The sequence below is a fragment of the Aeromonas sp. R6-1 genome (genome assembly GCF_040908165.1).
In the GTDB taxonomy this organism is placed as follows: Bacteria; Pseudomonadota; Gammaproteobacteria; order Enterobacterales; family Aeromonadaceae; genus Aeromonas; species Aeromonas caviae.
This window is the reverse complement of record NZ_JBFODF010000055.1, coordinates 80,659-106,983: the sequence shown is the minus strand read 5'-3', so window position 1 is coordinate 106,983 and position 26,325 is coordinate 80,659. Positions and strand designations below refer to the sequence as shown.

General features: G+C 61.8%; 24 protein-coding genes. 6 read left to right on the top strand and 18 right to left on the bottom strand.

The window, feature by feature from the left end; translation table 11 throughout:
- Positions 1–11: 11 nt before the first annotated feature.
- Entirely contained in the window at positions 12–914 is a 903-nt protein-coding gene (locus tag AB5Y68_RS19700) for a hypothetical protein (protein WP_039039744.1), read from the top strand.
- Positions 915–1,188: 274 nt separating this feature from the next.
- On the opposite strand, the gene AB5Y68_RS19695 is transcribed toward AB5Y68_RS19700, so the two are convergent.
- The 3 genes from AB5Y68_RS19695 to AB5Y68_RS19685 form a co-directional block, all read right to left on the bottom strand.
- Positions 1,189–1,692, bottom strand: coding sequence for a histidine phosphatase family protein (locus AB5Y68_RS19695; RefSeq protein ID WP_270829789.1), 504 nt, complete (start codon positions 1,690–1,692; stop codon positions 1,189–1,191).
- A 63-nt stretch (positions 1,693–1,755) separates the two neighbouring features.
- Positions 1,756–2,799, bottom strand: a complete 1,044-nt coding sequence (locus AB5Y68_RS19690; protein WP_039039746.1) for an SDR family oxidoreductase — start codon at positions 2,797–2,799, stop codon at positions 1,756–1,758.
- Positions 2,800–2,802: 3 nt separating this feature from the next.
- Entirely contained in the window at positions 2,803–3,222 is a 420-nt protein-coding gene (locus AB5Y68_RS19685; protein WP_039039747.1) for an ester cyclase, read from the bottom strand.
- 116 nt (positions 3,223–3,338) lie between these two features.
- Between AB5Y68_RS19685 and AB5Y68_RS19680 the strand changes: the two genes are divergently transcribed.
- The 3 genes from AB5Y68_RS19680 (at position 3,339) to AB5Y68_RS19670 (ending at position 5,405) form a co-directional block, all read left to right on the top strand.
- Positions 3,339–4,244: a LysR family transcriptional regulator gene (locus AB5Y68_RS19680; protein ID WP_039039748.1), complete on the top strand. Its 906-nt coding sequence runs from the start codon at positions 3,339–3,341 to the stop codon at positions 4,242–4,244.
- A 386-nt stretch (positions 4,245–4,630) separates the two neighbouring features.
- The gene (locus tag AB5Y68_RS19675) at positions 4,631–4,882 is read left to right on the top strand and encodes a hypothetical protein (protein WP_039039818.1); all 252 of its coding nucleotides are present in this window, start codon (positions 4,631–4,633) and stop codon (positions 4,880–4,882) included.
- A 148-nt stretch (positions 4,883–5,030) separates the two neighbouring features.
- A complete protein-coding gene (locus tag AB5Y68_RS19670; RefSeq protein WP_039039749.1) occupies positions 5,031–5,405 on the top strand; it encodes a hypothetical protein in 375 nt (124 codons plus the stop codon).
- A gap of 1,068 nt (positions 5,406–6,473) precedes the next feature.
- Here the strand turns inward: AB5Y68_RS19670 and parC are convergent.
- The 11 genes from parC to nudF form a co-directional block, all read right to left on the bottom strand.
- Positions 6,474–8,765, bottom strand: coding sequence for a DNA topoisomerase IV subunit A (gene parC / locus AB5Y68_RS19665; RefSeq protein ID WP_039039750.1), 2,292 nt, complete (start codon positions 8,763–8,765; stop codon positions 6,474–6,476).
- Positions 8,766–9,020: 255 nt separating this feature from the next.
- Positions 9,021–10,931 (bottom strand): DNA topoisomerase IV subunit B, encoded by a 1,911-nt coding sequence (gene parE / locus AB5Y68_RS19660; protein WP_039039751.1) that lies wholly within the window; start codon positions 10,929–10,931, stop codon positions 9,021–9,023.
- A gap of 113 nt (positions 10,932–11,044) precedes the next feature.
- A complete protein-coding gene (locus tag AB5Y68_RS19655; protein ID WP_039039752.1) occupies positions 11,045–13,048 on the bottom strand; it encodes an FUSC family protein in 2,004 nt (667 codons plus the stop codon).
- Between the two features lies 1 nt (position 13,049).
- Positions 13,050–13,916, bottom strand: a complete 867-nt coding sequence (locus AB5Y68_RS19650; protein WP_039039753.1) for an HlyD family secretion protein — start codon at positions 13,914–13,916, stop codon at positions 13,050–13,052.
- Complete coding sequence (locus tag AB5Y68_RS19645) at positions 13,909–14,151, bottom strand: DUF1656 domain-containing protein (RefSeq protein ID WP_039039819.1); 243 nt, start codon at positions 14,149–14,151, stop codon at positions 13,909–13,911. The genes AB5Y68_RS19650 and AB5Y68_RS19645 overlap by 8 nt, the downstream gene beginning before the upstream one ends.
- 170 nt (positions 14,152–14,321) lie before the next feature.
- Positions 14,322–14,726, bottom strand: a complete 405-nt coding sequence (locus AB5Y68_RS19640) for a GFA family protein (protein ID WP_039039754.1) — start codon at positions 14,724–14,726, stop codon at positions 14,322–14,324.
- A 36-nt stretch (positions 14,727–14,762) separates the two neighbouring features.
- Positions 14,763–15,386 (bottom strand): NUDIX hydrolase, encoded by a 624-nt coding sequence (locus AB5Y68_RS19635; RefSeq protein WP_039039755.1) that lies wholly within the window; start codon positions 15,384–15,386, stop codon positions 14,763–14,765.
- 2 nt (positions 15,387–15,388) lie between these two features.
- The gene (locus AB5Y68_RS19630) at positions 15,389–15,976 is read right to left on the bottom strand and encodes a YqiA/YcfP family alpha/beta fold hydrolase (protein WP_039039756.1); all 588 of its coding nucleotides are present in this window, start codon (positions 15,974–15,976) and stop codon (positions 15,389–15,391) included.
- A 9-nt stretch (positions 15,977–15,985) separates the two neighbouring features.
- Complete coding sequence (gene cpdA, locus AB5Y68_RS19625) at positions 15,986–16,804, bottom strand: 3',5'-cyclic-AMP phosphodiesterase (RefSeq protein WP_039039757.1); 819 nt, start codon at positions 16,802–16,804, stop codon at positions 15,986–15,988.
- 27 nt (positions 16,805–16,831) lie between these two features.
- Positions 16,832–17,278, bottom strand: coding sequence for a DUF1249 domain-containing protein (locus AB5Y68_RS19620; RefSeq protein ID WP_039039758.1), 447 nt, complete (start codon positions 17,276–17,278; stop codon positions 16,832–16,834).
- Positions 17,279–17,377: 99 nt separating this feature from the next.
- Positions 17,378–18,019: an ADP-ribose diphosphatase gene (nudF, locus tag AB5Y68_RS19615; RefSeq protein WP_010672772.1), complete on the bottom strand. Its 642-nt coding sequence runs from the start codon at positions 18,017–18,019 to the stop codon at positions 17,378–17,380.
- Positions 18,020–18,325: 306 nt separating this feature from the next.
- Here nudF and tolC point away from each other — a divergent pair, with 306 nt between their 5' ends.
- On the top strand, positions 18,326–19,651 hold the full coding sequence (tolC, locus tag AB5Y68_RS19610; RefSeq protein ID WP_029313618.1) for an outer membrane channel protein TolC: 1,326 nt from the start codon (positions 18,326–18,328) through the stop codon (positions 19,649–19,651).
- A 154-nt stretch (positions 19,652–19,805) separates the two neighbouring features.
- Here the strand turns inward: tolC and hldE are convergent, their stop codons facing one another.
- The gene (gene hldE, locus AB5Y68_RS19605; protein WP_039039759.1) at positions 19,806–21,233 is read right to left on the bottom strand and encodes a bifunctional D-glycero-beta-D-manno-heptose-7-phosphate kinase/D-glycero-beta-D-manno-heptose 1-phosphate adenylyltransferase HldE; all 1,428 of its coding nucleotides are present in this window, start codon (positions 21,231–21,233) and stop codon (positions 19,806–19,808) included.
- A gap of 248 nt (positions 21,234–21,481) precedes the next feature.
- Here hldE and lpxL point away from each other — a divergent pair, with 248 nt between their 5' ends.
- Complete coding sequence (gene lpxL, locus AB5Y68_RS19600) at positions 21,482–22,405, top strand: LpxL/LpxP family Kdo(2)-lipid IV(A) lauroyl/palmitoleoyl acyltransferase (RefSeq protein ID WP_010672769.1); 924 nt, start codon at positions 21,482–21,484, stop codon at positions 22,403–22,405.
- A gap of 114 nt (positions 22,406–22,519) precedes the next feature.
- On the opposite strand, the gene AB5Y68_RS19595 is transcribed toward lpxL, so the two are convergent.
- The 3 genes from AB5Y68_RS19595 to AB5Y68_RS19585 all read right to left on the bottom strand — a co-directional run bounded on the left by AB5Y68_RS19595 (position 22,520) and on the right by AB5Y68_RS19585 (position 26,292).
- Entirely contained in the window at positions 22,520–24,499 is a 1,980-nt protein-coding gene (locus AB5Y68_RS19595) for a bifunctional 2',3'-cyclic-nucleotide 2'-phosphodiesterase/3'-nucleotidase (RefSeq protein ID WP_039039760.1), read from the bottom strand.
- A gap of 127 nt (positions 24,500–24,626) precedes the next feature.
- Positions 24,627–25,247, bottom strand: a complete 621-nt coding sequence (gene lysE, locus AB5Y68_RS19590) for an L-lysine exporter (protein ID WP_039039761.1) — start codon at positions 25,245–25,247, stop codon at positions 24,627–24,629.
- A 262-nt stretch (positions 25,248–25,509) separates the two neighbouring features.
- The gene (locus AB5Y68_RS19585; protein ID WP_010672766.1) at positions 25,510–26,292 is read right to left on the bottom strand and encodes a LuxR family transcriptional regulator; all 783 of its coding nucleotides are present in this window, start codon (positions 26,290–26,292) and stop codon (positions 25,510–25,512) included.
- Between the last annotated feature and the right edge of the window lie 33 nt (positions 26,293–26,325).

Here is a 26,325-nt window from a genome sequence, read left to right as displayed (position 1 = left end):
GGAGCCCATTCATGCAGTTAGTCATTCGCGATGCCAACCAGGGCCCCTTTCTGACCCAGGTGCTGCGCTTTGGCCGCGACAACGAACTCTTGAGTCAGCAGCAGCTCGCCGCCATCAAGGGCAAGGCGGTGCTGATGAGCCTCAAATTCGCCGACAAGTACTACAACAAGTACAAGATGCACCTGCTGGAGCAGGCCGCCCACGACGTCATCGGCGTGGTGAGCCTCGGTCTGCAGGAGCTCTCCCAACGGGACCCGGCCAAGGCCCTGGCCCTGCTGCAGGCGCCGGAAGGCCCCATCAAGCCGTTCCAGAAGGGCTGGTCGATGCTCATCACCGTCAGCCCCAAGCAGGCTGGCAACAGCCTCTACGGTGACGTGGATGCGCGCCTGCTGGACAAGATCTCCAGCCCCCCCGATGTGGAGGAGTGGCAAGGGTGGCAGGAGTACGAGAAGGCGCTGACCGAGCACAACAAGAGCCGCCTGATGGCGCTCATCGACCAGCACTTCTTCGCCTGCGAGAGCGACCACCCCACCATGGAGGACAAGCTGGCCGAGGCGCTGCTCTACCGCATCCTCTGCGGCAAGGGCAGTGGCGCCGCCCCCCTCAGGGTGAAGCAGGATCTCAAGCGCAAACTGGCGCGGGAGATTGAGCTCGACGAGGGCTGGTACGACACCGACTACCTCGCCGCCCAGCTCACCCTGATGCTGAGCGCGTTGCCCGCCGACATGGCCACCGCCCTGCGTCAGGAGCTGAGCCCGGGCTTTGTGCCCAACCTGCTGCATACCCTGGGGTTTGTGCGTCAGTACCAGCAGTTGCAAAAAGAGGACGCCTCGCCGGAGAAGCTCGACAACATGGAGATGCGCGCCGGTCTCAAGCATCCATTGCTCGGCTGGCCCCTCTACCACGACTTCTAAGGGGCCATACCCCCTTGCAGGACGGCCCCCGCCGCTCCTCCCCACAACGCCCGGCTTGCCGGGCGTTGTGCTATCTGCCTGGCAGTAGCCGCCGCCGAACAAGCACTGCCAATAGAACACGCCCCTATATAAGCACCAACGTACAACCAACCCAATTGTAAGGCGTCGAGCGCTCCTCTCGGAACGCTCGCAGGTCATTGCAACCATACCCGTATCGGCCCAGTCAATTTCGAAGGGGGGTCGCCGATCTCTGTATAACAGAAGCGCTCACCTCTTAAATGCTGTCATTTTGATACACAGTCGCACTCCAATATTGGCTGCCGTTACCTGTTTGGCGAGTCCATCCATCTGCCTCCAGTTGTCTGGCGATCATTCGATTCATAAAGCCATGACCGAGCAGCAGCACCGGTCCTTCGCTGGCAAGGGATTGAAGTCGTTGAGCTGTCGTGCTGGCGCGCATCTTCGCAGTGCCGACAGATTCGACTCTGTGTGAGTAACCCCACAACCATAAAATTCGCAGGATAAACGCCCAGGCAAACGGCGATAGCCGTGGCAGTATCCAGTGGCCATAAGGCAGTTGCGCTTCACAAAATAGCCCGTCGATGAGGGCGGGCTTCAGGCCGAGAGCCTGGACTGAGGTCAGCGCGCGAGGCAAGTTGCTCGAGACTATTACCTTGGCGGTGGCGGCGAGTTGCCTGCTGGCATCCGGGACGGGGTACTTGGTAATGTCGGAACTGTCGTACTGCTCGATCCAATCTTTCATCTCGAGCGCTGACATTTTGTCGGTTCCGGCCAGCTTTGGCTGGCCGTGACGCATCAGGATTATTTTCTGCTCACTGTCTCACTGTCCGTTTACGCCCTTGTCCTGATATGTTCCAAACCAACCGTGATCACGGTACCACACCACTGTGTCGGTGATGGTTTGCTCCAACGCCCGGAAACGCAGATCAAGTTCTCGCTCACTTTTGCCGTGATTGAAACAGGTGCGGTCCTTTTCTCGTATCAACAGGCGCAACGTAGCCATGCTCAGCAGAATGGGCTTGCCAGTAATACGCGCGTAGACCTCCTGCACCGCCGCCAAGGCGTATAAAAAGGGCAGCGGCAGTTGTCGAACGGGTGTCTTGACGCCAGCGATGCGCCCAAGAACAGGTATCAGCTCACGCATTGTCATATGCCGGCCCGCAGCGAGATAGCGCTCACCCCGGCGCCCATACTTGGCTGCAGCGATCAACGCCAATACCACATCGCGAGCATCGACAACGGAGAAGCTACCGGGGATAAGTCCGGGCAATTTGCCGCGTACGACATCGTTGACCAACTGTCCCGAGGAGGTCGGGCCAATGTCGGCAGGACCCCACATCCAGCCAGGCAGGACCATGCAGGCATGCATCTCGGGATGGGCTTCCAGGAACGACAGGACGACACGGTCGGCGAGGATCTTGCTGCGGTAATAGTCATCCGCGTCAGCGTCGGCCCGCAGACAGCTTTCATCAATTGACGTGCCGGGTGCGCCGTCGAGCACGGCAATGGAAGACGTATGGATAAACCGTCTTATGCCAGCGCTGTAGGCCTGGCCAAGCAGGTTCCGTGTACCTGACACATTAATCTTGTCGAGCTCCTCCCAGTGACTGCCGCCCTTGTAGCAGTCGCGAAAGTACGCTGCAGTGTGGAACACCGTATCACAGCCTTGTAGCGACGCAGCGAACGCATCGACATCAGCCATGTCACCCACCACCAGTTCCACACCCGGCAAATCCTTGAACTGTTGTTCACCTTTGGCTCTTGAACGAACCAGGGCTTTGACTGCGTGACCACGAGCGACCAATTCACGCACCAGGTTGTTGCCCAGCAAGCCGGTCGCGCCAGTGACAAATGTGTTATGCATGCATCACCCCTCAATCTGGTCGGCTAACGGCATCAATACCACACTGTCGAAGAAAACTTCTTCACGTATGACCAAGCCGTCTCTGAAGGTCAGGTGTGCGGCGTAATACAAGGTAATGTGGCGCCCATGAGGTGGAATCACCCGGTCCGACAGCACTAATGGTGCAGTGAAGGTGCCGGTCAGGAAGACGATCAGTGCCAAACGATCGTCAGTGACAACAAATGGGCTCAAGATCACTTGGGCATCAGGGAATGCTTCGAGTAGCGCCAGCTCTCGCTTCTGCATGGCCTCACGACCTGTTTGTATCCCTATGCCATCGAAGTAGATAACGTCTTCGGAAACCAGTGCAAACATCGCCTCCAGGTCTCGGCGATTAAAGGCGCTGGCGGCGCATGCCGCATAGCCATTGGAACCAGTTGTCATACAGTCCATTCCATGCTTTTCGAGGGAGTGTAGATATACCGTTGACGCCGCTATCTAAAAACAGCGACTACTGCATAATGGCTTTGCAAATTTGCAGATCAGGCAAGATATGGAGCATGGCTTTGCAAGCAAACTGGGACGATCTTCGCCTGTTGTTGGCAGTCTCGCGACGTGGCAGCTTTCTTCAGGCTGGCCAATTGCTGGGGATCGCAGCCTCTACTGTGGCGCGACGGCTGACTCAGCTTGAAGGCGCACTGGGCGAGCCACTCGTCGAGCGGGGAGTTGAAGGATGCAGATTGACCCCGCGAGGCCAATCCCTCGTGGACGTTGCCCTGGCTGCAGAAGCAGGCTTGAGACGTCAAACCGTGACGGGCATGTCCGAACCGCACACCGTGCTATCTGGCAATATCGTGGTCAGTGCAGGAGAGGGGTTCTCGTCTTGCGTGCTGGAGGCCGCGAGTCGCTTCACCACTCTGCATCCGCGATGCTCGGTGGAGTTGCTGGTCACAGCCGATTTTCACAAGATCGTCCGCGGCGCCGCAGACATTGCTGTACGCACGACTCATCTGGGCGAACCTTCGCTTATTTATCGCTTCATAGACAGGCTCGCTTATGGTGTCTTCGCCGATGCAGCTTATCTGAAGCAGTTTCCGGGGCTGACTCCAGCCACTGCGGTCAATATTGGCCTGCTTCCTCCGCTGGACATGTTGCCTCAAATGCGTGCGGCAAAGGCCGCAGGTCTGGACCACACGCCGATCAGCGTGAACTCGTTCGCTGTTCAACTCGAATCGGTGAGGCGAGGTATGGGCGTGGCGGTGCTGCCCCGTATTCTGGCGAAGGGTCTGATCGGATTGTTCCCGGAACTCCAGCTTCCAGATATGGAGGTCTATCTGGTGACCCGGCCGCAGGTATTGAAACAGGCTCACATAAAATGTTTTTTTGTCATCCTGGAGAAGGTTCTTATTGAAGCCCTGTCCATGAGCAGTGTCGAAGATCACCTCTTGGGAGACGCGCCGAAATGAGTGCGTCATATACAGGACCTTCAGATTCAACCAATTGAAATAGATATAAAAACACTTCGTTTGTGATCTCGTTTATCGCCACACAAAATCAACACGCGCGAAGCCTATGACCATTATCAATGCTAATGACTAACTTCTGGGTCCCGCCGTACTCGAGCACATTGCTCGGCTGGCCCCTCTACCACGACTTCTAGGGCGCGTGTTCGCCGCCATCCTGTCGCATCACAACGCCCGGCCCGCCGGGTGTTGCGGTGTCTGGCCGGCGGACATCCTGGTCGGACTACCTCGTTAGCCTAATTGGCCCCGTTTTTGGCAGGGATATAATGCATCCTTCCTACAGGCAGCAGGAGCCAGGCGTGAGCAGAAAGCCGGACCGCATGACCGCCATGCAGCAGATCATCGACGCCGTGAAGGCGGAATTTCCGCTCTATCAACCGGATACCTTCAAATGCGGGCCGGACAACACCTGCATCGGCTGCCCCAAGAAGCTGATGGAGCTGGTGGATACGGACCTCTGCTACTGGCAATATCAGATCGATCGCGGCATCCCGCCCAGCTTCGACGAGCTCAACCGCTTCGGCAAGATGTGCAAAAATATCCGCCGGGCCCTGGTGCGCAATGGCCGCATCCCCGCCTGATGAGAAGCAATATGCTGCCTTCATCGGTTTTTTGTGATGGTTTTATCCACCAGAATGAATCACCACCTTATTTAATGGCTAGGCATGCCTTGCTCACCGCCTATCGTGCTGATGGCCGACGCAGGTTCATTGCCCCAAGGAGCACAATATGACTCAGGAAAGCATCCAGACCCGCTACACGCTGGATCCCGCCCTTGCCAGCGCCACCGAGCTGGAGCAAGCCATCGCCCGGGCCATCGAGGCCAACAAGCAGGACTTCTTCCCCCTGCTGGAGCGGCTGGTGGATGTGGGCGACAGCCGGGTCAAGCTCAGCCAGAAGGATCCCCTGCGGGTGCTGGGGGTGGAACTCGACGAGGCTCGCACCGGCGGCACTGCTCGCCTCGGCTACGAATCCAACTTTTCCGAGAGCTGCCGCCTTATCGACGAATACGACCAGCACCAGACCAGCGTGGATTTTACCCTCAACGGGGATCAGCTCGTCTTCGATCTTGAGCTGCCCATCGAGTGGAACTTCGACAACTGATTGGCGGCGTTGCCATTCCCCTGGCTTGTTGTACCCAGCGGCGCCTCCCCTCACCCTCTCCCAAGAGGAGAGGGGATCGTATCCCGCCAGCCAACCGGTGTAGCTGTCACACATTCCAAAATTGCTGCGATCTGGGCTCCCTTCTCCCACTCTTTGCCATAGATAAGGGGAGAAGGGTCGGGGATGAGGGGGAACATACCATCCCAACTGAAGCCATCGACAAGCAGCAGAGCGTTGAATCAAGCAGGGCAAGTAGGGTCGATTAGCGAAGCGTAATCGTCCACGCCATTTGTTCCGTAGCTATAGGCAAAAGAGAGAGAAGAGGGGTGGCCAACAGAACAGCGGCAACCGGTTTTTACGAACGTCTGATTACGCTTCGCTAATCACACCTACGGCCCTGCATGGCATTGAGCTGGCTGGAAGGAAAATATTATCGGCCAAGTTATTTATATTTCACAAGTTAATTGGGACCCACCATATTCTCGTGTCAGCCATAAAACAAAACCAATAATAATCAGCCCTAAGTCATGCTCTAACTAAATTTAAACACCTATCTTGATACCAATCAAACCCAAAAAGTATGTTGTTAAGGGAAATAAAAAAAGAGATGATAGTGCATACACTATTCCAAACCAGATACCTATGTGGCATAACAGGAAAAAGAAAGCAAAGTACAAGATACCAAATGACAGGTACGTTAACGAACGAACCCATTTTTTTGATAGTTCTTTATGGACATCAGCACGATTGCCACCGTCCTCAGATATAGCCACATGTACTATGGTAAAACTTGTGTACATCACAAATAAAATCGTAAACAATGAAATTGATAATATTAACGGAGTGCTTCCCTCAATAACTCCGCCATCTAGAGTCAATGTGGTTAATATGACAGCCAAGCAAATCCCAGCAAGACCAGAGTAAATCCACTTAAGTTGTTCAAGCGCCTCTTGAGACATATAAACCTACGTAAAAAATCAATAAACGTTCAGTGATGCGTAATTAATAATTAACAACCACGTTCACATTGTGATAAATAGAAGGGCGCTTTCGCGCCCTTCTTATCCATTACGCTTCCTGATTGTCCCCCGCCACCGTCTCGCCGGCGACAGTTTCAATCTCGATGCGATCCACCCGCTGCAACCCGCGGGGCAGCTTGGCGCCACGTCGGCCGCGCTCGCCGCGGTAGTAGTCAAGGTCAGACGGCTTGAGGGTCAGCTTGCGCTTGCCGGCAAACAGAGTGACCGACTGGCCCTGGGGGATGACGGCAGCCATCACCACAAACTCCTCCCGCGCCTTCACGCGCGCCGACGGGATGCTGATGAGCTTGTTGCCCTTGCCCTTGCCGAGTACCGGCAGGGTATTGAGCGGGAACAGCAGCATGCGACCCTCGTTGGAGATGGCCATGCAGAGATCGGTGTCCGGCGCGCCTATCTTCTGGGGCGCCATGACGATGCCCCCTTCCGGCACGGTCAGCAGCGCCTTACCGTTCTTGTTCTTACCGATCAGGTCATCGTACTTGCAGACGAAGCCGTAACCGGCGTCAGAACAGATGAGGTACGGCTCGCCTTCGTTGCCCATCACCAGATGGCGCACCTCTTCCCCTGCCCCCAGCGCGAAGCGGCCGGTGAGCGGCTCGCCCTGACTGCGGGCGGAGGGCAGAGTGTGCGCCTCCAGGGAGTAGGTACGTCCCAGGGTGGAGAGGAACACCGCCTGCTGGTTGCTGCGGCCATGGGCATGGGCGAGGTAGTTATCCCCCGCCTTGTAGGAGAGGCCTTCCACGTCCACGTCGTGGCCCTTGGCGGCGCGCACCCAGCCCTTGTCGGAGAGGATCACGGTGACCGGCTCACTCGGGGTGAGCTCCTTCTCGGTCAGGGCCACGGCGGTGGCGCGCTCCACCAGCGGGGTGCGGCGATCGTCGCCGTACTTCTCGGCGTCCGCCAGGATCTCTTTCTTGAGCAATGTGCTGAGACGGCGCTCGGAACCCAGGATCAGTTCCAGCTTGTCGCGCTCTTCCGCCAGTTCATTCTGCTCGGCGCGCAGCTTGAACTCTTCGAGCTTGGCCAGGTGGCGCAGTTTGAGCTCGAGGATCGCCTCGGCCTGGGTCTCGCTGATGTTGAAGCGCTCCATCATCACCCGGCCCGGCTCCTCCTCGGTACGGATGATCTCGATCACCTCGTCGATGTTGAGATAGGCGATCAGCAAGCCTTCGAGGATGTGCAGGCGAGCCAGCACCTTGTCGAGGCGATATTGCAGGCGGCGGCGCACTGTCTCACGGCGAAAACTCAACCACTCGGTGAGGATGGTCTTGAGGTCTTTCACCTGGGGCCGGTTGTCCAGACCCAGGATGTTGAGGTTGACCCGGTAGTTCTTCTCCAGATCCGTGGTGGCGAACAGGTGGGCCATCAGCCCCTCCACGTCCACCCGGTTGGAGCGCGGCACGATCACCAGACGGGTCGGGTTCTCGTGGTCCGATTCATCCCGCAGATCGGTCACCATGGGCAGCTTCTTGGCCACCATCTGGGCGGCGATCTGCTCCATGATCTTGGCGCCTGAGGCCTGATGGGGCAGCGCGGTGATGACGATATCGCCATCCTCTTCGCTCCACACCGCTCGCTGCTTGATGGAGCCCTTGCCGGTCTCGTAGATTTTGCGGATGTCGTCGCGGGGCGTGATGATCTCGGCACTGGTCGGGTAATCCGGCCCCTGCACATGGGCCATCAGGGCATCCAGGCCGGCATTGGGGTTATCCAGCAGTTCCACACAGGCGTGGGCCACTTCCCGCGCGTTGTGGGGTGGGATATCGGTCGCCATCCCCACCGCGATGCCGGTCACCCCGTTGAGCAGGATGTGGGGCAGGCGGGCGGGCAGCACCACAGGCTCTTTCATGGTGCCGTCAAAGTTCGGCGTCCACTCCACCGTGCCCTGGCCGAGCTCGGAGAGCAGCAGCTCGGAGAAGCGCGACAGCCGCGCCTCGGTATAACGCATGGCGGCAAAGGATTTGGGATCGTCCGGCGCACCCCAGTTGCCCTGACCGTCCACCAGCGGGTAGCGGTAGGAGAAGGGCTGGGCCATCAGCACCATGGCTTCGTAACAGGCGCTGTCGCCGTGGGGGTGATATTTACCCAGCACGTCACCCACGGTACGGGCGGATTTCTTGTGCTTGGACAGCGCCGACAGACCCAGCTCGCTCATGGCGTAGATGATGCGCCGCTGCACGGGCTTGAGGCCGTCGCCGATGTGCGGCAGGGCCCGATCCATGATGACGTACATGGAGTAGTTCAAGTAAGCCTGTTCGGTAAAGGTGCGCATTGGCTGGCGCTCTACCCCGTCCAGACTGAGCTCGATGGCATCACTCATGTGATTATCTCTTTCGGTTCGGGAGCTGGTTGGCGCTCTACTTCATCCAACAGACTGAGCTCGATAGCATCACTCATAAGGTTGTTCTCTTGCTATGGCACGCCCTCAGAGGGCACGCCGGAAATGCGGGTCGGCAGGGGGCCGACGGTGAATCACAAGACCCCCTCCCAACCTCCCCCTCCATGAGGGGGAGGAGAGGCTTGGCCCCCTTCCCTTGCGAAGGGGAGGGCCAGGGTGGGGTACTTGCGACTCGCTTTAGATGATGGCGAGGTTGCCCTTCTCTTCCAGCCATTCGCGGCGATCACCGGCGCGCTTCTTGGCCAGCAGCATGTCCATCAGTTGCAGGGTCTCGTCCCCATCTTCCCCTTCTGCCCCCCCTTCCGCGCCCATGGTGAGCTGCACCAGGCGGCGGGTGTTGGGATCCATGGTGGTTTCCCGCAACTGCTTGGGGTTCATCTCACCCAGCCCCTTGAATCGCGTCACCATCACCTTGCCCTTCTTCTTCTCGGCCTCGACCCGTTGCAGCACGCCGTTCTTCTCGTCCTCGTCGAGGGCGTAGAAGACCTCCTTGCCGATGTCGATACGATAGAGGGGCGGCATGGCCACATAGACATGGCCCTTTTCCACCAGGGCGCGGAAGTGCTTCACAAAGAGGGCGCAGAGCAGGGTGGCGATGTGCAGACCGTCCGAGTCCGCATCCGCCAGGATGCACACCTTGCCGTAGCGCAGGCCACTGAGGTCGTCGGAATCGGGGTCGAGCCCGATCGCCACCGAGATGTCGTGTACTTCTTGCGAGGCGAGCACCTGACCGGCCTCCACCTCCCAGGTGTTCAGGATCTTGCCGCGAAGCGGCATGATGGCCTGGAATTCGCGGTCGCGCGCCTGCTTGGCACTGCCGCCCGCGGAGTCACCCTCCACCAGGAAGAGCTCCCCCTGCATGGGATCCGCGCAGCCGCAGTCGGTCAGTTTGCCGGGCAGGGCCGGGCCTTGCGTTATCTTCTTGCGCACTACCGTCTTGGCGGCGCGCATCCGGCGCTGGGCGCTGGAGATACAGAGCTCCGCCAGCTGTTCGGCCAGCTCGGTGTTGCTGTTCAAGTAAAGGCTGAAGGCATCCTTCACCACGCCCGACACGAAGGCCGAGCTCTGGCGGGATGAAAGTCGCTCCTTGGTCTGCCCTGCAAACTGCGGGTCCTGCATCTTGATGGAGAGGATGTAGGCGCAGCGATCCCAGATGTCTTCCGGGGTCAGCTTGACCCCGCGAGGCAAGAGGTTGCGGAACTCGCAGAACTCGCGCATGGCGTCGAGCAGCCCCTGGCGCAGGCCGTTGACATGGGTGCCACCGAGCGCGGTGGGAATAAGGTTCACATAGGATTCGGCGAGGCATTCGCCCCCTTCCGGCAACCAGCACAGGGCCCAGTCCACCGCCGACTGCTCGGAGCTGAAAGAGCCGACGAAGGGCTGCTCCGGCAGGCAGGTGAACTGCTTGACCGCATCGATGAGGTAATCCTTGAGGCCGTCTTCGTAGCACCACTCAAGCTTGATGCCGGTGTTCTTGTCGAGGAACTTGATGGTGAGGCCCGGGCAGAGCACGGCCTTGGCTTTGAGCAGGTGCTCGAGCTTGGAGACCGAGAAGCGCGGCGAATCGAAGTAGCGCGCCTCTGGCCAGAAGCGCACCCGGGTGCCGGTGTTGCGGCGTCCGCAGGTGCCGGTGATGGTCAGCTCCTGCACTTTCTCGCCCCGCTCGAAGGCGATGTCATAGACCTGGCCGTCCCGGCGCACCGTCACCTCGACCCGATCGGAGAGGGCGTTCACCACGGAGATCCCTACCCCGTGCAAGCCGCCGGAGAACTGATAGTTCTTGTTGGAGAACTTGCCCCCCGCGTGCAGCTTGCAGAGGATCAGCTCCACACCGGAAACCCCTTCCTCCGGGTGGATGTCCACCGGCATGCCGCGACCGTCGTCGATCACCTCGAGGGACTGATCCTCGTGCAGGATCACCTCCAGATTGCGGGCGTGACCCGCCAGCGCCTCGTCGACGCTGTTGTCGATGACCTCCTGGCCGAGGTGATTGGGCCGGGTGGTGTCGGTGTACATGCCGGGGCGGCGACGCACCGGTTCAAGGCCATTGAGGACCTCAATGGCATCCGCATTGTATTGAGTGGACATGGAGGGCCTTGCGAATTGACGTTTGGGGGGAATCTTACTCGCTGGGAGGGCCCGGGACAAATGGGGCGCTCGCAAAGGGTGATCCAGAGGGGCTCCGGCCTCCCCGCCCGGGATCAGGCGGGTTCCCCGGGCAGGGCCTGCACAAGCTGGGAGAGGGAGCAGTGGAGTCGCCACACCAGCCCCGCCAGAGCCCGGGCCGCCGGGTCTGCATGTTCCCCCAGCCCCTGGCAGATGCGGTCCAGCTCCGCCAGGGTGCGCCCCAGGGTCTCGTGCTGCACGCCCCCTTCGGTCAGAATGCCTTTCAGGCAGCGCAGACAGCCGTCCCGCACCAGATAGAGGGCCGGATCCCGGCTGCGCCAGAGCCTGAGCTGCCAGACGATATGGCTGCAATTGAGCAGCACCACGCCCCAGCGCAGCACCCAGAGCCGGGCCCCCTGATCCTGACTCTGGCTGAGCTGGCTCACCGCGTGATAGACCCGGGATTCAAACTCCCCCTCGCTCTGCTGCGGGGCCGGGGCCAGCTGGTCCACGAAATCCCGCCGCAGACGGTGCATCAGGCGGCGGCTCTTGCGCCGATCCGAGCTGGGCCTCAGGAGCTGGAACGCCAGTCCGGCACTCATCACCCCCAATGCCTGCGCGAGGCTGCTGTTGACGAAGGCGAGGTAGTCGTAGCTCGGCGGATTGGTGATGGCGAGGAAGGAGCCGAGCAGCACGATGAGCTGGCCCCAGAGCGCCGCCCCCTGGGGGCGCTGCAATTTCAGCAGTTGCAGGGTGATGAGGGCGGGGAACAGCAGGGCGCAGAAGATCCAGAAGTCGTCGATGCGGATCATCAGCCCGAACTTGACCCCGAAGCAGATAAAGCTGAGCAGCACGATGGCTTTGAGCATGGTCTGGGCCCCCTTCGCCGGGGCCGGGGTGGCGGAATAGAGCACGCAGCAGATGGCGAGCAGGGTCAGGGCCGCAGCGCCCGCATCCCACTGGCCGTGGATCCAGAAGGTGCAGCCCAGCATCACGCAGAGGAAGGTACGCCCCCCGTTGTAGGCCGCCTCCAGGCCGTCGGTGTGGCTGGTCAGAGAGCTGTGGCGCGGCGGCGCCGGCCACTCCTGACCATCGTGGCGGGCCAGCCTTTCCAGCCAGCGCTGACACTCCAGGTAGCTCCAGCAGAAGTGGCGCAGCCGCAGCCAGAAGGCCTGACAGCGATAATCGTCCCCCGAACAGGCCACGAAGGGCGCCATCAGGCGGGCGATGCGCAGCTTGTCGCAGCCCCCCTGTCCCAGCTCCCGCAGCACGGCGGCCAGCATGGGGGCCGGGTCGACTGCGTCCTCTGGCCAGTGTTGCAGCATGCGGCGCAGCCCCGAGATGAGGCTGACCATCCTCAGCTGGCGATGGAGCAGATAGTTCAGCAACTGGTTGTGGCGACGCAGGCGGTGGTGGCTCCAGACTGCCTGGATGCGCAGCACGTTCAGGGTGAGGATCTGACCGATCACCCCCTCGTGGGCGGTGCGCACATCGGCGCCCGTCTCCCCGAGCCAGAGCAGCTGGGCATGTTCCAGCAGCCGGGTCTGGCTCTTGCCAAGGGAGTCCAGCAGGGTCTCGCCATCGGAGAAACTCGGCAGGATCATCATCATCAGTCCGCCGCAGAGGATGCCGACGATCACCTCGCTCACCCTGGCCTGGGCGATGTCGAAGATATGTTGCGGGTCGGTCAGGTTGACGCAGGAGAAGGCGATGATGGCGGCGGTATAGCCCGCCAGGGCGAAACCGTAGGAGACGTTGTTCTGATGGTGGTTGGAGATGTAGGTGCAACCCCCCAGCCAGAGGGCGATAAGCAGGCTGAAGAGCCAGGGATCACCGATGCCAAGGCCGGTGATCATCACCGCCGCCATGGCGCCGATGAGGCTGCCCACCACTCGCCCCAGGCTCTTGCTGATGACGCCCCCCACGGTGGGAAAGCTCACCACGGCGGCGGAGGTCATGGCCCAGTAGGGAGAGTCGAGTTGCAGCACGAACGCCAGCCAGAGCGACAGGCACATGGCCAGGGCATTGCGCAGGGCGTAGCGCCACTGGCCGCCGTTGGCCTTGCCCCAGGGGGTCTGGCGCCAGAGCGAGGGGATCACTCTAGTCCCCTATGGTGATGGTACAGGTCGTGCCCGCGATCAAGACCAGATCCGGGGGAATCGCCAGCAGCCTGATCCGCACCGGCACCCGCTGGGCCAGGCGCACCCAGGGCACATTCGGCTTGACGTCGAGCAGCAGCCCCTCGCTGCCTTCCAGGCTCTGATCGTGAATGGCGCGCCCTATGCTTTCCACCTCCCCCCTGAGTACCCGATCCCCGCTGTAGAGCACCACCTCGGCCGGTTTGCCGGGGGCGATGTGTCTGAGCTTGGTCTCTTCGAAATAGCCCTGCACATAGAAGGAGTGGGTGTCTATCAGGGCCACCAGGGGCACCCCGGCAGTGGCGTAGTTGCCGACCCTGGCCTGCAGATTGGTGATGTAGCCGTCGCTCGCGGCGTGGACCTCGGTCCGGGCAAGGGACCATCTGGCCTGCTCCAGATTGGCTTGGGCCACCTCATAGGCCGCCTTCATCGCCTGGGCATTGAGCCTGGACTCATCCACCGCCTCGGCGGAGATGACGGTGCGGGAGAGGCTCTGGCGACGGTTCGCCTCGTGCTCCGCCTTGTCGAGATCCGACCTGGCCTTGGCCAGGGCCGCGCTGGCGTTGTCCAGCGCGATGCGATAGGGCTCGGGATCCAGAGTAAAGAGCAGGTCCCCCGCCTTCACCAGCTGGTTGTCCTTGACCCCTATCCTGACGATCTTGCCAGACACCTGGGGCGTGATGCTGACCAGCTCGGCCCGCACCTTGCCATCCCGGGTCCAGGGGCCCTGCATGTAGTCGTTCCACAGCCACCAGAGCGACACCAGCGCCAGGGCAAAGACCAGCAGGGTGGAGAAGTATTTGAGGGTCGCAAGGGGTGATTTAGCCATGTAGCAATATCCATAGGGCGCCGCTGACGGCGAGGATGAAGAGGGAGAGATCCATCAGCAGGGGGTGCCAGACCTCGCCGCCGTAGAGCCAGTCCCGCAGCAGATGGTGCAGCGGCAGCCAGCCCAGCAGGCCGAGCAGCACGGCCTTGAACAGGGGCGGAAAGTAGAGCGAGGCCCCGAGGATCAGATCCGGCAGCGCTGAAGCAGTCGTCACGGGTGTGCCCCCTGTTGGCAGAGATGGAATGAAGAGAGAGGCCGGGGTCCGCCGGGAGACGGACAGGGCAAGGTTAACACAGCCATGGCGGAGGCTACACAAGCAGATGACCCCCTGAGATGTCGTCACGGGAGTGACGCGGCAACGCCTCGCCCGTCCTCCCCGCCACCCGTCGGGCACTCACCTCGCGTTCAATCGGCTACGGTATCTGCCGGGTGATGCACCCCGTCGCGGGTCGGCACCTCTCCCAGATCGAACGGGTTGACACCCTCCAGACAGGCGAGGTTGTAGCCATATTCCGCCGGATTGGATCGGCGCTGGTGATGGGTGTAGATGCCGCAGACGCTGCAAAAGTAGTGTTTCGCGGTGCGGGTGTTGAACTGGTAGCAGCGAAGCGCCGCCTCCCCTTGCAGGATGCGGATGCCGGAGAGCGGCACCGAGGCGACGATGGCCCCTCGCCGCCGACAGAAGGAGCAGTCGCAGCGGCGCGGATCCACCACGCCATCCGGCAGGGTCAGCTCCAGCACCACGGCGCCGCAGTGGCAGCTCGCCTTGTGTTTCTTCTGGATGGGGGTATTGCCGATGCGTGTGATCATGCTGCCTCCTTGCCGCAGTGTCAGGCTGCGAACCGGTTAATCGAACAGGGTATCCCCCCGCCCCTGCGACAGATGGTCATGGAGGGTGCGCAACTGGGACGCCACCACCCGGTGGCGGGAGAGTTCGGGCAAGGCGTCGATGGGGAAGTACCCCGCCCCTTTGGTTTCATCGGTGTCGGTAAGCAGAGCGCCGCCCGTCACCTCGCACAGGAAGAAGGCCTTGTGGGCGTGGGGCAACTGCGGGGGATGGGGATGCTTGAGCTTGTCGAACAGGGCCAGCAGTTGCACCGCCCGACAGGCGAGGCCGGTCTCCTCGCTCACTTCCCGCACCACGGCGTCCGCAGGCGAATCGCCGATGTCGCACCAGCCCCCCGGCAGGGTCCAGCAACCGTCACTGCGCTCCTGCACCAGCAGGATATGGCCCGCGTCGTTCTGAATGAAGGCCCGCACATCGAGCTTGGGGGTGGGATAGCCGCTGTCGAGGGCAATCCAGTCGCCGATGGCATCGGGAGCCAGCTCGCTCTGGCTGGCGATGAGCGTCACCGTGGCCGCTCGCAGCGCCTCGAAGCGGGCGATGTCGAAGGGATCCCGGGAGTAGGTGAGCCCCGCCTGGGCCGTGGCCAGCACCTGTTCGAGGAAGGCGGCCAACGGCGGTTGCATGGCTAGAGCCCGAGGAAACGGACGATCTGGGCGGGGTAGCGCTCGAAGCCTGTGAAGGCGTGATCGCCGCCGCACTCCAGGGAGAGACGGGCAAAGCGGTATTCGTCCAGCGCCTTGCGATAGTCGAGCACCTCGTCCTCCTGCTGTTGCAGCACCCAGAGCCGCTCGGGAGCAGTCACCGGCACCGCCAGCGCTCTCAGCTCGTCCATGTGCCCAGGCAACAGTTCATAGCGTTCGCCGCTGTAGGGGTTGGTCTGGGGGCCGAGGTAGTCGCAGAGCAGCTCGTGGGGGCGCACCGCCGGGTTGATGAGGGCGGCGCGGCAACCGTACATCTCGCTCACTCGCGTGGCCATGAAGCCACCGAGGGAGCTGCCCACGGTGCCAAGCTTGAATTCGTTGCCATAACGGCTCTGCAGATCGGCAATGGTCTGCTCGATGGCCACCCAGGCCGCCGCCGGGGTGTTGGGCTGGGCCGGGATCACCACCTCGATATCGGGCCTGTTCTCTGCCACCCAGGCCGCCATCTGCTGCGCCTTGGCCGAGCCGGGGGATGAATTGAAACCGTGCAGATAGAGCAGGACGGGCTTCATGGCAACGCCTCAGTAACCGGTGGCATTGGGGTCGGGCACGAACTGCCCCAGCGGCAGGCGCCACACCTGACTCGCCACCCGGCCATCCGGGTGCAGGGTGAGATAGCGCCAGCCCGGGCCGGATTCGTCCAGTGCGAAACCGTCGGAGAGCGGCTTGAACTGGATGCAGGTAGAGGGGCTGGCGATGAGCCGCACTCCGTGGTGCACCTCGTCAAACTCCTGATGGACGTGGCCGAACAGGATGGTCTTCTGCTGCGGGTGGCGGGCCAGCACGGCGAACAGGTCGTCGGCATTCTTGAGGTTGTGCTGATCCAGCCAGGCGCAGCCCACCGGCACCGCCTGATGGTGCAGGGCGATCAGGGCATGGCGCTCGGGATGCTGGCGCAGGGCCTGATCCAGGGCCGCCAGCTGGTGATCCCCCAGCACCCCGTGAGGTTTGCCGCGCACCTGGGTATCCAGCAGGATCACCTGCCAGTGATCCCCCACCAGTTGCTTGGCCTCGCTGATGCCGGCCGCATGGAGGTATTCGGTCATCAGGGGGCCGTCGTCGTGGTTGCCGGGCAACCAGTAGATGGGGCGAGCCAGGGGCGCCATCATGGAGGCGAAGCGCTGGTACGACTCCGGGCTGTGATCCTGGGAGAGATCCCCGGTGGCGAGGATGAGATCGAACGGGTGCTCGTTGGCCTGCACTCGCTCCAGCACGGCGGCCAGACTCTGCGCCGTGGGCACGGCCAACAGCCGCCCCTCGGCACTGGCGAAGAGATGGGTATCGGTAATCTGTAACAGGCGCACACTGCCGTCCGGCGCCTGAGGTAGCTCTGTTTCCAAAATCACGCTTCTTTTTTATGGGTTCGACTAGAGGATGTTAATCAGGCTGGTGCCGTGTTTGAGACAAAATCTCAACCAATCGGCCAAGAATAGATTTACCTGCTCCTTTTCATCCCTGTGATGCATTTTTTGATTGGGATAATCATAACGTGGTTGCAACATTGAAATCTGTTGCGCCGCACACACTTCCGCCATTCGCACATCATGATACAAACGAATCTCTATCCGGGCTTGCAAGTAGCTCGGCAATTCGGGGTTGTGCTGGGCCAGGATCACCTGGCTGGTGAAGCGGCTCTCCTCTGTCACCGTGAGCTGGAACTGCAGGCCGTTGCCGACCTGATAGCGGCGCTCAGCACCCACGCTGCCACCGGGCGGCAACAGTTTCATCAGCGCCATGTAATTGACCTCGCAGGTACGCTGCAAGGACATCAAATCAGGCACATAGCGCTTCATCGGGCTCTGGACTAATGACATGTCGCGGCTCCCTCAATCAGGATCCATGAAGGGTGGACCCACTGCACAGTGTTCCAGTCGGACACAGGGCACCTGACCCGGGTCTGAACGAGCGTCACCTCAGCGCCCCGCCAGCCAGCGTGCCCGCAGCTCGCCGTGGTTCAGAGCCAGCCACTGCAGGGCGATGACGGAGGCGGCATTGTCGATGCGCCCCTCTTTGAGCCAGGCATAGGCCTGCTCGCGGCTCACCACGTGGACCCGGATGTCTTCCCCCTCTTCCGCCAGACCGTGGATCCCCTTGGCCTGACTGGCATCCACCTCGCCCACGAACACCTCGATGCGCTCGGTGCTGCCACCCGGGCTCACCAGATAGCTGATGGCATGTTCGCAGCGTCCCACCTCGATCCCTGCCTCTTCCACCGCCTCGCGCCGCACCACAGCCTCGGCGGTCTCCCCTTCATCGATGATGCCGGCCACCAGCTCCAGCAGCCAGGGGGTGGCGCTGGTCTCCATGGCGCCGATGCGAAACTGCTCCACCAGCACGATCTCGTCCCGCACCGGATCATAAGGCAGCAGGGCGGCGGCATGGCCACGTTCGAACAGTTCCCGGACGATGGGGGCGTTCCAGCCACCGGCAAACAGCCTGTGTTGCAGGCGGTAGACATTCACCTTGAAGAAGCCATTATATCCAGCTGATTTTTCAATGATTTTCACATCATCGCTGGAGTAGTGGCAGGTTTGAGGCAAGGCTTGCTGTGACATTCGAGACTCCTGCCAGCTTGACTTGGCTTGGTTTGACCATAATATTCGGGGGCATGAATGAACATTCATTCACTCGCTCTCGCCGACGATGAGGGAAGGATTTTAGCAGCCACAGGGCATTTGGCTAGGCGCGTTGCCGAGAAAACTCGCCCCGGACCTTGACGTTTCCGCAGCTGGAAAAGAGACAGTTCGCAATGAAATCTGCTTATAGTAGAGTGGTTAAGCTGAAATCAAGCTTGGTCGGTGACAATCCCCCCTTCATCCAGCGGACAGCTTTGGGTTGATACAAAAGGTTAAAACTATCATATGAAAAGAACACTCTTGTCAGTCATGGTGATGCTGGGTGTGAGCGGCGCCGCTCATGCCGAAAACCTGCTCGATATTTACCAACAGGCCCAGATCAAGGACACCCAGCTGCTGGAATCCAAGGCCAAGCGGGACCAGGCCTTCGAGAAGATCAACGAATCCCGTGCAGCCCTGCTGCCCCAGATCAACCTGGGCGCCGGCCTGAACTACCTGCAAAACAAGAACGACACCATGACCAACACGGGCGCTACCGGCTCCGTGACCCTGGATCAATCCATCTACCGTCGCAGCAACTGGGTCAACCTGGATCTGACCGAGAAGAGCGCCACCCAGTCCGACGTGGCCTACAACCTCGAGTACCAGAACCTGATGCTGCGTACCGCCCAGGCCTACTTCGACGTGCTCAAGGCCATGGATACCCTGGAATTCGTGCGTGCCAACAAGACCGCGGTCGAGCGTCAGCTTGAACAGACCCAGCAGCGCTTCGAAGTGGGCCTGACCGCCATCACCGACGTGCACGAGGCCGAGGCCGAGCGCGATCAGGCGCTGGCGGACGAGATCAATGCCGAGAACACCCTGGACAACAGCTACGAGAGCCTGCGCGAGCTGACCGGTATCGACCACCGTCAACTGGACGTGCTCAACACCGATCGCTTCAGCCCGCAGAAGACCGCGTTCAACTCCGACAAGTGGCTGGAACTGGCCCTGGACAAGAACCTGGAGCTGCACAGCGCCCGCATCGGCAAGGACATCGCCAAGGAGCAGATCGATCTGGCCAAGACCGGTCATGAACCGACCCTGGATCTGGGCGCCGGCCTGAACGCCGGTTACAACGATTACAAGGACGAGATCCGCAACCCCGAGAGCAACAGCAATCAGGGCAACATCGGCCTGAACTTCAAGCTGCCCATCTACACCGGCGGGGCCACCACCTCCCAGGTCAAGCAAGCACAGTTCAACTACGTGGCTGCCAGCGAACAGCTCGAACGCAGCTTCCGCTCGGTGCAGAGCACGGTCCGCTCCTCCTACAACAACGTGAACGCCAGCATCGGCTCGGTCCGCGCCTACAGCCAGTCCGTCATCTCCGCCGACAGCGCCCTGAAGGCGACCGAGGCCGGTTACGAGGTGGGCACCCGCACCATAGTCGACGTGCTGGACTCCACCCGCAAGCTGTATCAGGCCAAGCAGAAGCTCTCCGAAGCCCGCTACAACTACATCCTCAGCATCCTCTCCCTCAAGCAGGCCGCCGGCATCCTGGAGCAGAAGGATCTGGAAGAGGTGAACCAGGGTCTGATGCCCGCCGCCCAGGTCACCAAGAAGTCCTGAGCCAGGCGCACACCATGAGAAAAGGCGACCCCGGGGTCGCCTTTTTCATCTCTGTTCGCCGCTGGAAGTGCGTTGGCCGGGGCCTGCCAGGCAGCGTCCATGTCACCGACCCGGCAGCCCCATCAAAAAACCCGGCCTTGGCCGGGTTTTACGCTTATCCGCGCTCGCGGATTGTCTTGATGATGTCGGTGGTGGAGCAGCCGTCCTCGAAGTTCAGCACCCGCACCTCGCCGCCATTGGCGGTCACCTCGGCGTAACCGGCGATCTCTTCGGGCTTGTAGTCGCCCCCCTTGACCAGGAGGTCTGGCAGGATCTCGGCGATCAGACGCTGGGGAGTGTCTTCGCTGAAGGGGACCACCCAGTCCACGGCACCCAGGGCCGCCAGCACAGTCATACGGCGCTCGGTCGGGTTGACCGGGCGACCCGGCCCCTTGAGGCGACGCACGGACTCGTCGGTGTTCACCGCCACGATCAGGCGGTCCCCCAGCTTGCCCGCATTGGCCAGATAGGAGACATGACCCGCGTGCAGAATGTCGAAGCAGCCGTTGGTCATCACCACCTTCTCGCCGCGCAGACGGGCGGCCTGGACGGCCACCTTGAGCTGGGCCTCGGACATGACGCCAAAACCGGTCTCCTGCTCGGTGTAGAGGGCGTTGGCCAGTTCCACCGGGCTCACGGTGGAGGTCCCCAGCTTGCCGACCACGATGCCGGCGGCGGTGTTGGCCAGGGCGCAGGCCTCATCCAGACTCTTGCCTGCGGCAAGGGAAGTCGCCAGGGTGGAGATGACGGTGTCACCGGCACCGGTGACGTCATAGACCTCGTGGGCCTGGGCCGGCAGGTGCAGCTCGGGCTGCCCTTCGCGGATCAGGGTCATGCCGTTCTCGGAACGGGTGACCAGCAGGGCGTCCAGCTCGAAGCGCTTGACCAGCTCCAGCCCCCTGGCGACCAGATCTTCTTCCCCCTTCACCTTGCCCACCACGGCCTCGAACTCGGACATGTTGGGGGTCAGCAGGGTGGCACCACGGTACTTCTCGAAATCGGTCCCCTTGGGGTCGACCAGCACGGGAATGCCGGCGGCGCGGGCACGCCGGATCATGCCGGGCACATCGTTGAGGGCGCCCTTGCCGTAGTCGGAGAGGATCATCACGTCCGCCTGGGGCAGCGCCTGCTCCACCTTGCCCATCAGCAGGCTGGCATCCACGTCGTGGAAGGCCTCTTCAAAGTCCAGACGCAGCAGCTGCTGGTTGCGGGACAGCACCCGCAGCTTGGTGATGGTCGGATAGTCGGTCAGGCGCACGAAATCACAGGCCACCTTGACCCCGGCCATCTGGCTGGCGAGGGCATCGGCGGCTTCATCCTGACCGGTCAGGCCCAGCAGCACGGCCTGGGCGCCGAGGGCGGCGGAGTTGAGCGCTACGTTGGCGGCGCCGCCCGGACGCTCCTCGATGTGCTCGACCTTGACCACGGGGACCGGCGCCTCAGGGGAGATCCGGCCGGTAGGGCCATGCCAGTAGCGATCCAACATGACATCGCCAACGACCAGGATGCGGGCTTTTTCAAACTCGGGCAGGGTGATTTTCATCTGTATCGGCTCTCAAAACCTGAAAAATTCAGCGGCCGATTTTATCACACTCTTTTCCGGGGCGTGAAAAAAGCACGGCCCTGCCCCCTGACGCCCCCTCTGACCAGATGACGGCGATTCGCGCCCGCCCCCGCTTTTCGGATAGAATCCTCGACATGCGAGTGACCGCATCCGCGCCGGGCCACCCCACACAGGCCCCCCGGTTCGGTCGGACTCCCCCCTTTGCCTTTGCGAACAAGAGACTCTTCATGGCCCAAGAACACGCTCCCCGCCTCGAACCCCGTCTGTTCCATCCCCGTTACTGGGGGAGCTGGCTGGGCCTCTCCCTGCTCTGGCTGCTGGTGTTGCTGCCCTGGCGCAGCCAGATGTGGCTGGGCCGCCAGCTCGGCACCCTGGCCCGCAAGCTGCTGAAATCCCGCGTCAAGATTGCCCGCCGCAACCTGGAGCTGGCGATGCCCGAGCTCAGCCGGGATGAGCGCGAAGCCCTCCTGGTGCAGAACTTCGAGAGCGTGGGCTGCGCCATCTTCGAGGTGGGCATGGCCTGGTTCTGGCCAGACTGGCGGATGCGCCGCCTGATGAAGGTGGAAGGGGAAGAGCACGTCATCAACGCCATGGAGAAGGGCCAGGGGATGCTGCTGCTCTCCTGCCACTTCCTGACGCTGGAGCTCAATGCCCGCTGCTTCGGCCTGGTGCGCCCCGGGGTCGGTGTCTATCGCCCCAACACCAATCCGGTGCTGGAGTACGCCCAGTACCACGGTCGCTGCGCCTCCAACAAATACCTGGTGGACCGGATGGACGTGAAGGGGATGATCAAGGCGCTGCGCAACGGCGACGCCCTCTGGTATGCACCGGATCACGACTACGGCAGCCATGCCAGCGTCTTCGTGCCCTACTTCGCGGTGGAGCAGGCCGCTACCATCACGGGGACCGCCACCCTGGCCCGGGTGAAGAACACAGTCACCCTGCCCTGCTACAACATCCGCACCCGGGAGGGCTACACCCTGCATATCGGGGCCCCGCTCGCGGACTACCCGAGCGGTGACGACATGGCGGATGCCAGCCGCGCCAACCGCGAGATTGAAGCCGCCGTGCGCAAGGCGCCAGAGCAGTACATGTGGCTGCACCGCCGCTTCAAGACCCGCCCCAATCCGGACGATCCCGGCTACTACTGATGCCCTCCCGCCCCGTCGACCGGGCAAGTCCAGACGACAGGACAGGATGGCACCGCGCCCCATGAAAAAGCCCTCGCACTGCGAGGGCTTTTTTGTTGGCTGCCAGCGTCTGCCTTACTGGCGGATCAGGCGGTAGATGGCGTAGCCGGGGTGCTTGGCGTCATCCATCGGCAGGGTGGACTGGTACGACAGATCCGCCCCCGCCAGGGCCTTGGCCTCGTCGGTCGGCGAGGAGTAGAGGCGCACGTCCACGTTGGCGGGCAGGGCCTTCATGTGCCAGTTGTTGTTGGCCGCCGGGCTGAAGCCGGCCGGGTTGTCCGCAGACTGGGCCTTCAGGTACTGGGCGATGATCTCCCGCGTCTCGAAGGGATCTTCATGGACGATGTTGCTGCCGTCGATGCCCGGGAAGTGGCCACCGCCGCTGGCGCGGTAGTTGTTGGTCACCACGTAGAACTTCTGGGCCGGGTCCACGGGCTGGCCGTTGAAGGTGAGGCCGCTGATGCGCTGGCCGTCGCTCACCTTGACCCCGTCCTTGCTGTAGCGGGCCGGCTGGGTGATGTCCACCTCGTAGTTGACCCCGTCAATCACATCGAAGTTGTAGGTGGGGAAGCTCTCGTTCACCAGCCACTGCACCTCTGTCTTGCCGGTGTCGATCTGGTTGAACTGGCCGGCGCTCATCTCCAGCCACTCCTTGACGGTGGCCCCGCTCACCTCGACCACCTGCAGGGTGTTCGGATAGATGTAAAGGTCGGAGACGTTGCGCAGGGAGATGTCACCCTGAGCCACGTAGGTGAAGTCGTTGATGCCGTTGCGACCACCACGGAAGGGGGCCGCCACCGAGAGGATGGGGTAGGACTCCTTGAGCAGGCCGTCTTGTTGCAACTGCTCCGCGTGGCGGCGCTGGGCATCGCTCACCAGCTGCACCGAGGGGTCGTCCTGTACCAGGGCGAAGAAGCTGTGGATGGGGGAGGTGATCTTGCCGAGCGGCTCGTCCAGCCACTGGTTGGTGGCGTCGTGATCCGCCTGCACCAGGTCCACCACCCGCTGATCCACCGCACTGCCCTCGCTGGCGTCTATCTTGCGCAGGCTGGCCTGGCTCTGCTTCACCTGCCACTTGCCGTCCACCTGCTCCAGCTTGAGGTCGATGATGCCGAGGTGGTTGCCCCAGTAACCGGGCATCACGGTGGGGATGCCGCTCAGGGTACCGGCCTGGTTGTCCACCTCCGGCAGATCCGGGAAGTCCCCGGGGAAGTTCTTGTGGGCGTGGCCCAGCATCAGGGCGTCCACCCCCTTCACCTTGGCCAGATGCCAGGCGGAGTTCTCCATCATGGCCTCGTAGCTGCTGGCATTGATGCCGGTGTGGGCCACCACCACCACGATGTCGGCGCCCTTGGCGCGCAGCTCGGGCACATAGTGATTGGCGGTCTCGACCATGTCGGCCACCACCACCTTGCCCTCCAGATGACGCTTGTCCCACTGCAGCACCTGGGGCGGGGTCAGACCCAGGATGCCCACCTTGACGCGCTGGCGCTGGCCCTTGTCATCGGTCACCTCGCGCTCCAGCAGCAGATAGGGGGTGAACTTGTTGCCGCTCCAGTCAATCTGTCCCTTGGCATCGCGCTTGAAGGCCCCCGCCTCGAACACGTTGGCGTTCACATAGGGGAAGTCGGCTCCCGCCAGCACCTTGCCAAGGTAGTCCAGGCCGTAGTTGAACTCGTGGTTGCCCAGGTTGCCCGCATCGTAGCCCAGCTCGTTCATCGCCTTGAACACCGGGTGCGCCTGCTTCTCGAGGTAGCCGGCACCGGACTGCTCGAAGATGTAGTCCGCCAGCGGCGTGCCCTGAATGAGGTCACCGTTGTCGAGCAGCAGGTTGTTGGGGTTCTCGGCGCGGGCGGCGCGGATCAGCAGGGCGGTGCGGGAGAGGCCGAACTTGCGATCCTCCTTGTTCTGGTAGTAGTCGTACCCCAGCACGTTGGAGTGGATGTCGGAGGTCTGGATCAGGCGCAGGGAGACGGTCCCCGGCTGCGCCTTGCTGTCATTCTCGTTGCTGCAGGCAGACAGCAGCACGATGGCGGCAATAGCCCCCAGCTTCATGGTGTTATTCACTGTTTTTTCCCTTTTATTATGAGTAACGCTTTACCAGCGCCGGGAATTTAACAGACGAATATGTCAGCAGATGGCACCGGGACTCATTTTTATGAAGCCCGGCACAAAAATAGCCTCATGAGGCCGGTATGGCACCCAACGCCAGCTTGGCCGCCAGCACCAGCATGATGAGACCTACAACAAGATCAATGGCTTGCTGCACCCGGCCCCGGGCAAGCCAGGGGGAGAGTGCCGCCGCCCCGAACGCCAGTCCGTAGAACCAGACCAGAGAAGCCAGCATGGCCCCCGCCGCGAAGGCGGGTCTGAGCTCCTCGGCAAACTGGCTGCCGAAGGAGCCAAGCAACATCAGGGTATCCAAGTAGACGTGGGGATTGAGCAGAGTGACTCCGAGGGTCATGGCCAGCACGCTCTTGACCCCCATCAACCGGGGCGAGTCCGCCAGGGCCGCCTCCTGGCCGCGCCAGGCGCTGCGCAGGGAGCGCACCCCGAACCAACCGAGGAAGAGCACGCCGCCCCAGGTCAGCAGGGCCAGGCCGATCGGGCTGGCTGCCAGCAGGTTGGCCCCGCCGAACACCCCGATGCCGATCAGCACGAGATCGCACAGGCAGCAGAGGGTCGCCGTCAGCAGGTGGTGGTTGCGGTGAATGCCCCGGCTCAGCACGAAGGCATTCTGGGCCCCGATGGGGATGATCATGGCAAGGCCGAGGGTAAAGCCTTGCAGGGTGGTGGCGAACATGGAGATGCGTTCCTGTGAAAGAGAGAAACGCACTATAAGGGGGCGCGGGTAATCAGAGAAATTCATTCATTTTCTGATGCATTCATAAAACTGATGAAAACCGGGCCGAAACCACACAAAGAAGGTTGTCAATTGCAGGATCTGACAATTGTGGGGTCACAGCCCCGCCCCGAGAATCGGCGGCAGGATGGGACGGCGCAGGACAGCGGTGATGGCGACAGAGGGGATGCCAGGCGACGAGCCGGTGCCGCCGGGCCTGTATTCACTGCAGCAGGGAGGGGAAGTTGGTGACCACCACCTGCTCCAGGTTCGGCAGCAGGATGCCGCTGCTCACCCCCTTGGCGATGGCCTGGTAGCGGTTCATCGATCCCGTCTTGCGGGTGACCTGATTGAGGTGGTAGTTCACGGTGCGCTCCGTGATGCCGAGGATGCAGGCGATCTCCCCCGATGTCTTCCCTTCGCTGGCCCAGAACAGGCACTCGGTCTCCCGCTCCGTCAGGGGTTCCTGGGGATCGTCCTCCCTCATGCTCTGGCGCACGATCCGGATCGCCGCCTCGAAGATGTAGTTGGACATCCAGGAGAGGATGGGCGAGGACTCCAGCATCAGATCGCTCGACGCCCGCTCCCGGGTGATGAAAGAGAGTATGCCGTTCTCCCCCGCCGCCCCGTGCAGCGGGAACGAGATGCCGTTGCGCAACCCGAATTCCGCCGCCAGCCCCATCACATCCATGCTCCCCTCTTGCAGGAAGCGCGCCTTCTCGTCCAGCCGGTTCCAGTAGATGGGCAGGGTCTGCCTGCGGGCGAGCTGGATGATGGGATCGCAGGCCAGCATGTTGTTCAGGGTGTAGGCCTGTACCCAGGAGTCGGGGCACTGGTTGAACAGCACCACCTTGGGCCTTTGCATCGACATGGGCAGGATGAGGGCAAAGCGGTAGTAGTCGTAGCCCATTCCCAGGGTGAAGCGGCCGATGAGCTCGGACAACCGGTTGCCATCGGTCACCAGCGTGAAATGTTCCAGGTACTCAAGCAGTTGGTCGCGTGTCATAGGCAAGCCTCCCCTGGCCAAGGCCTTGGATTA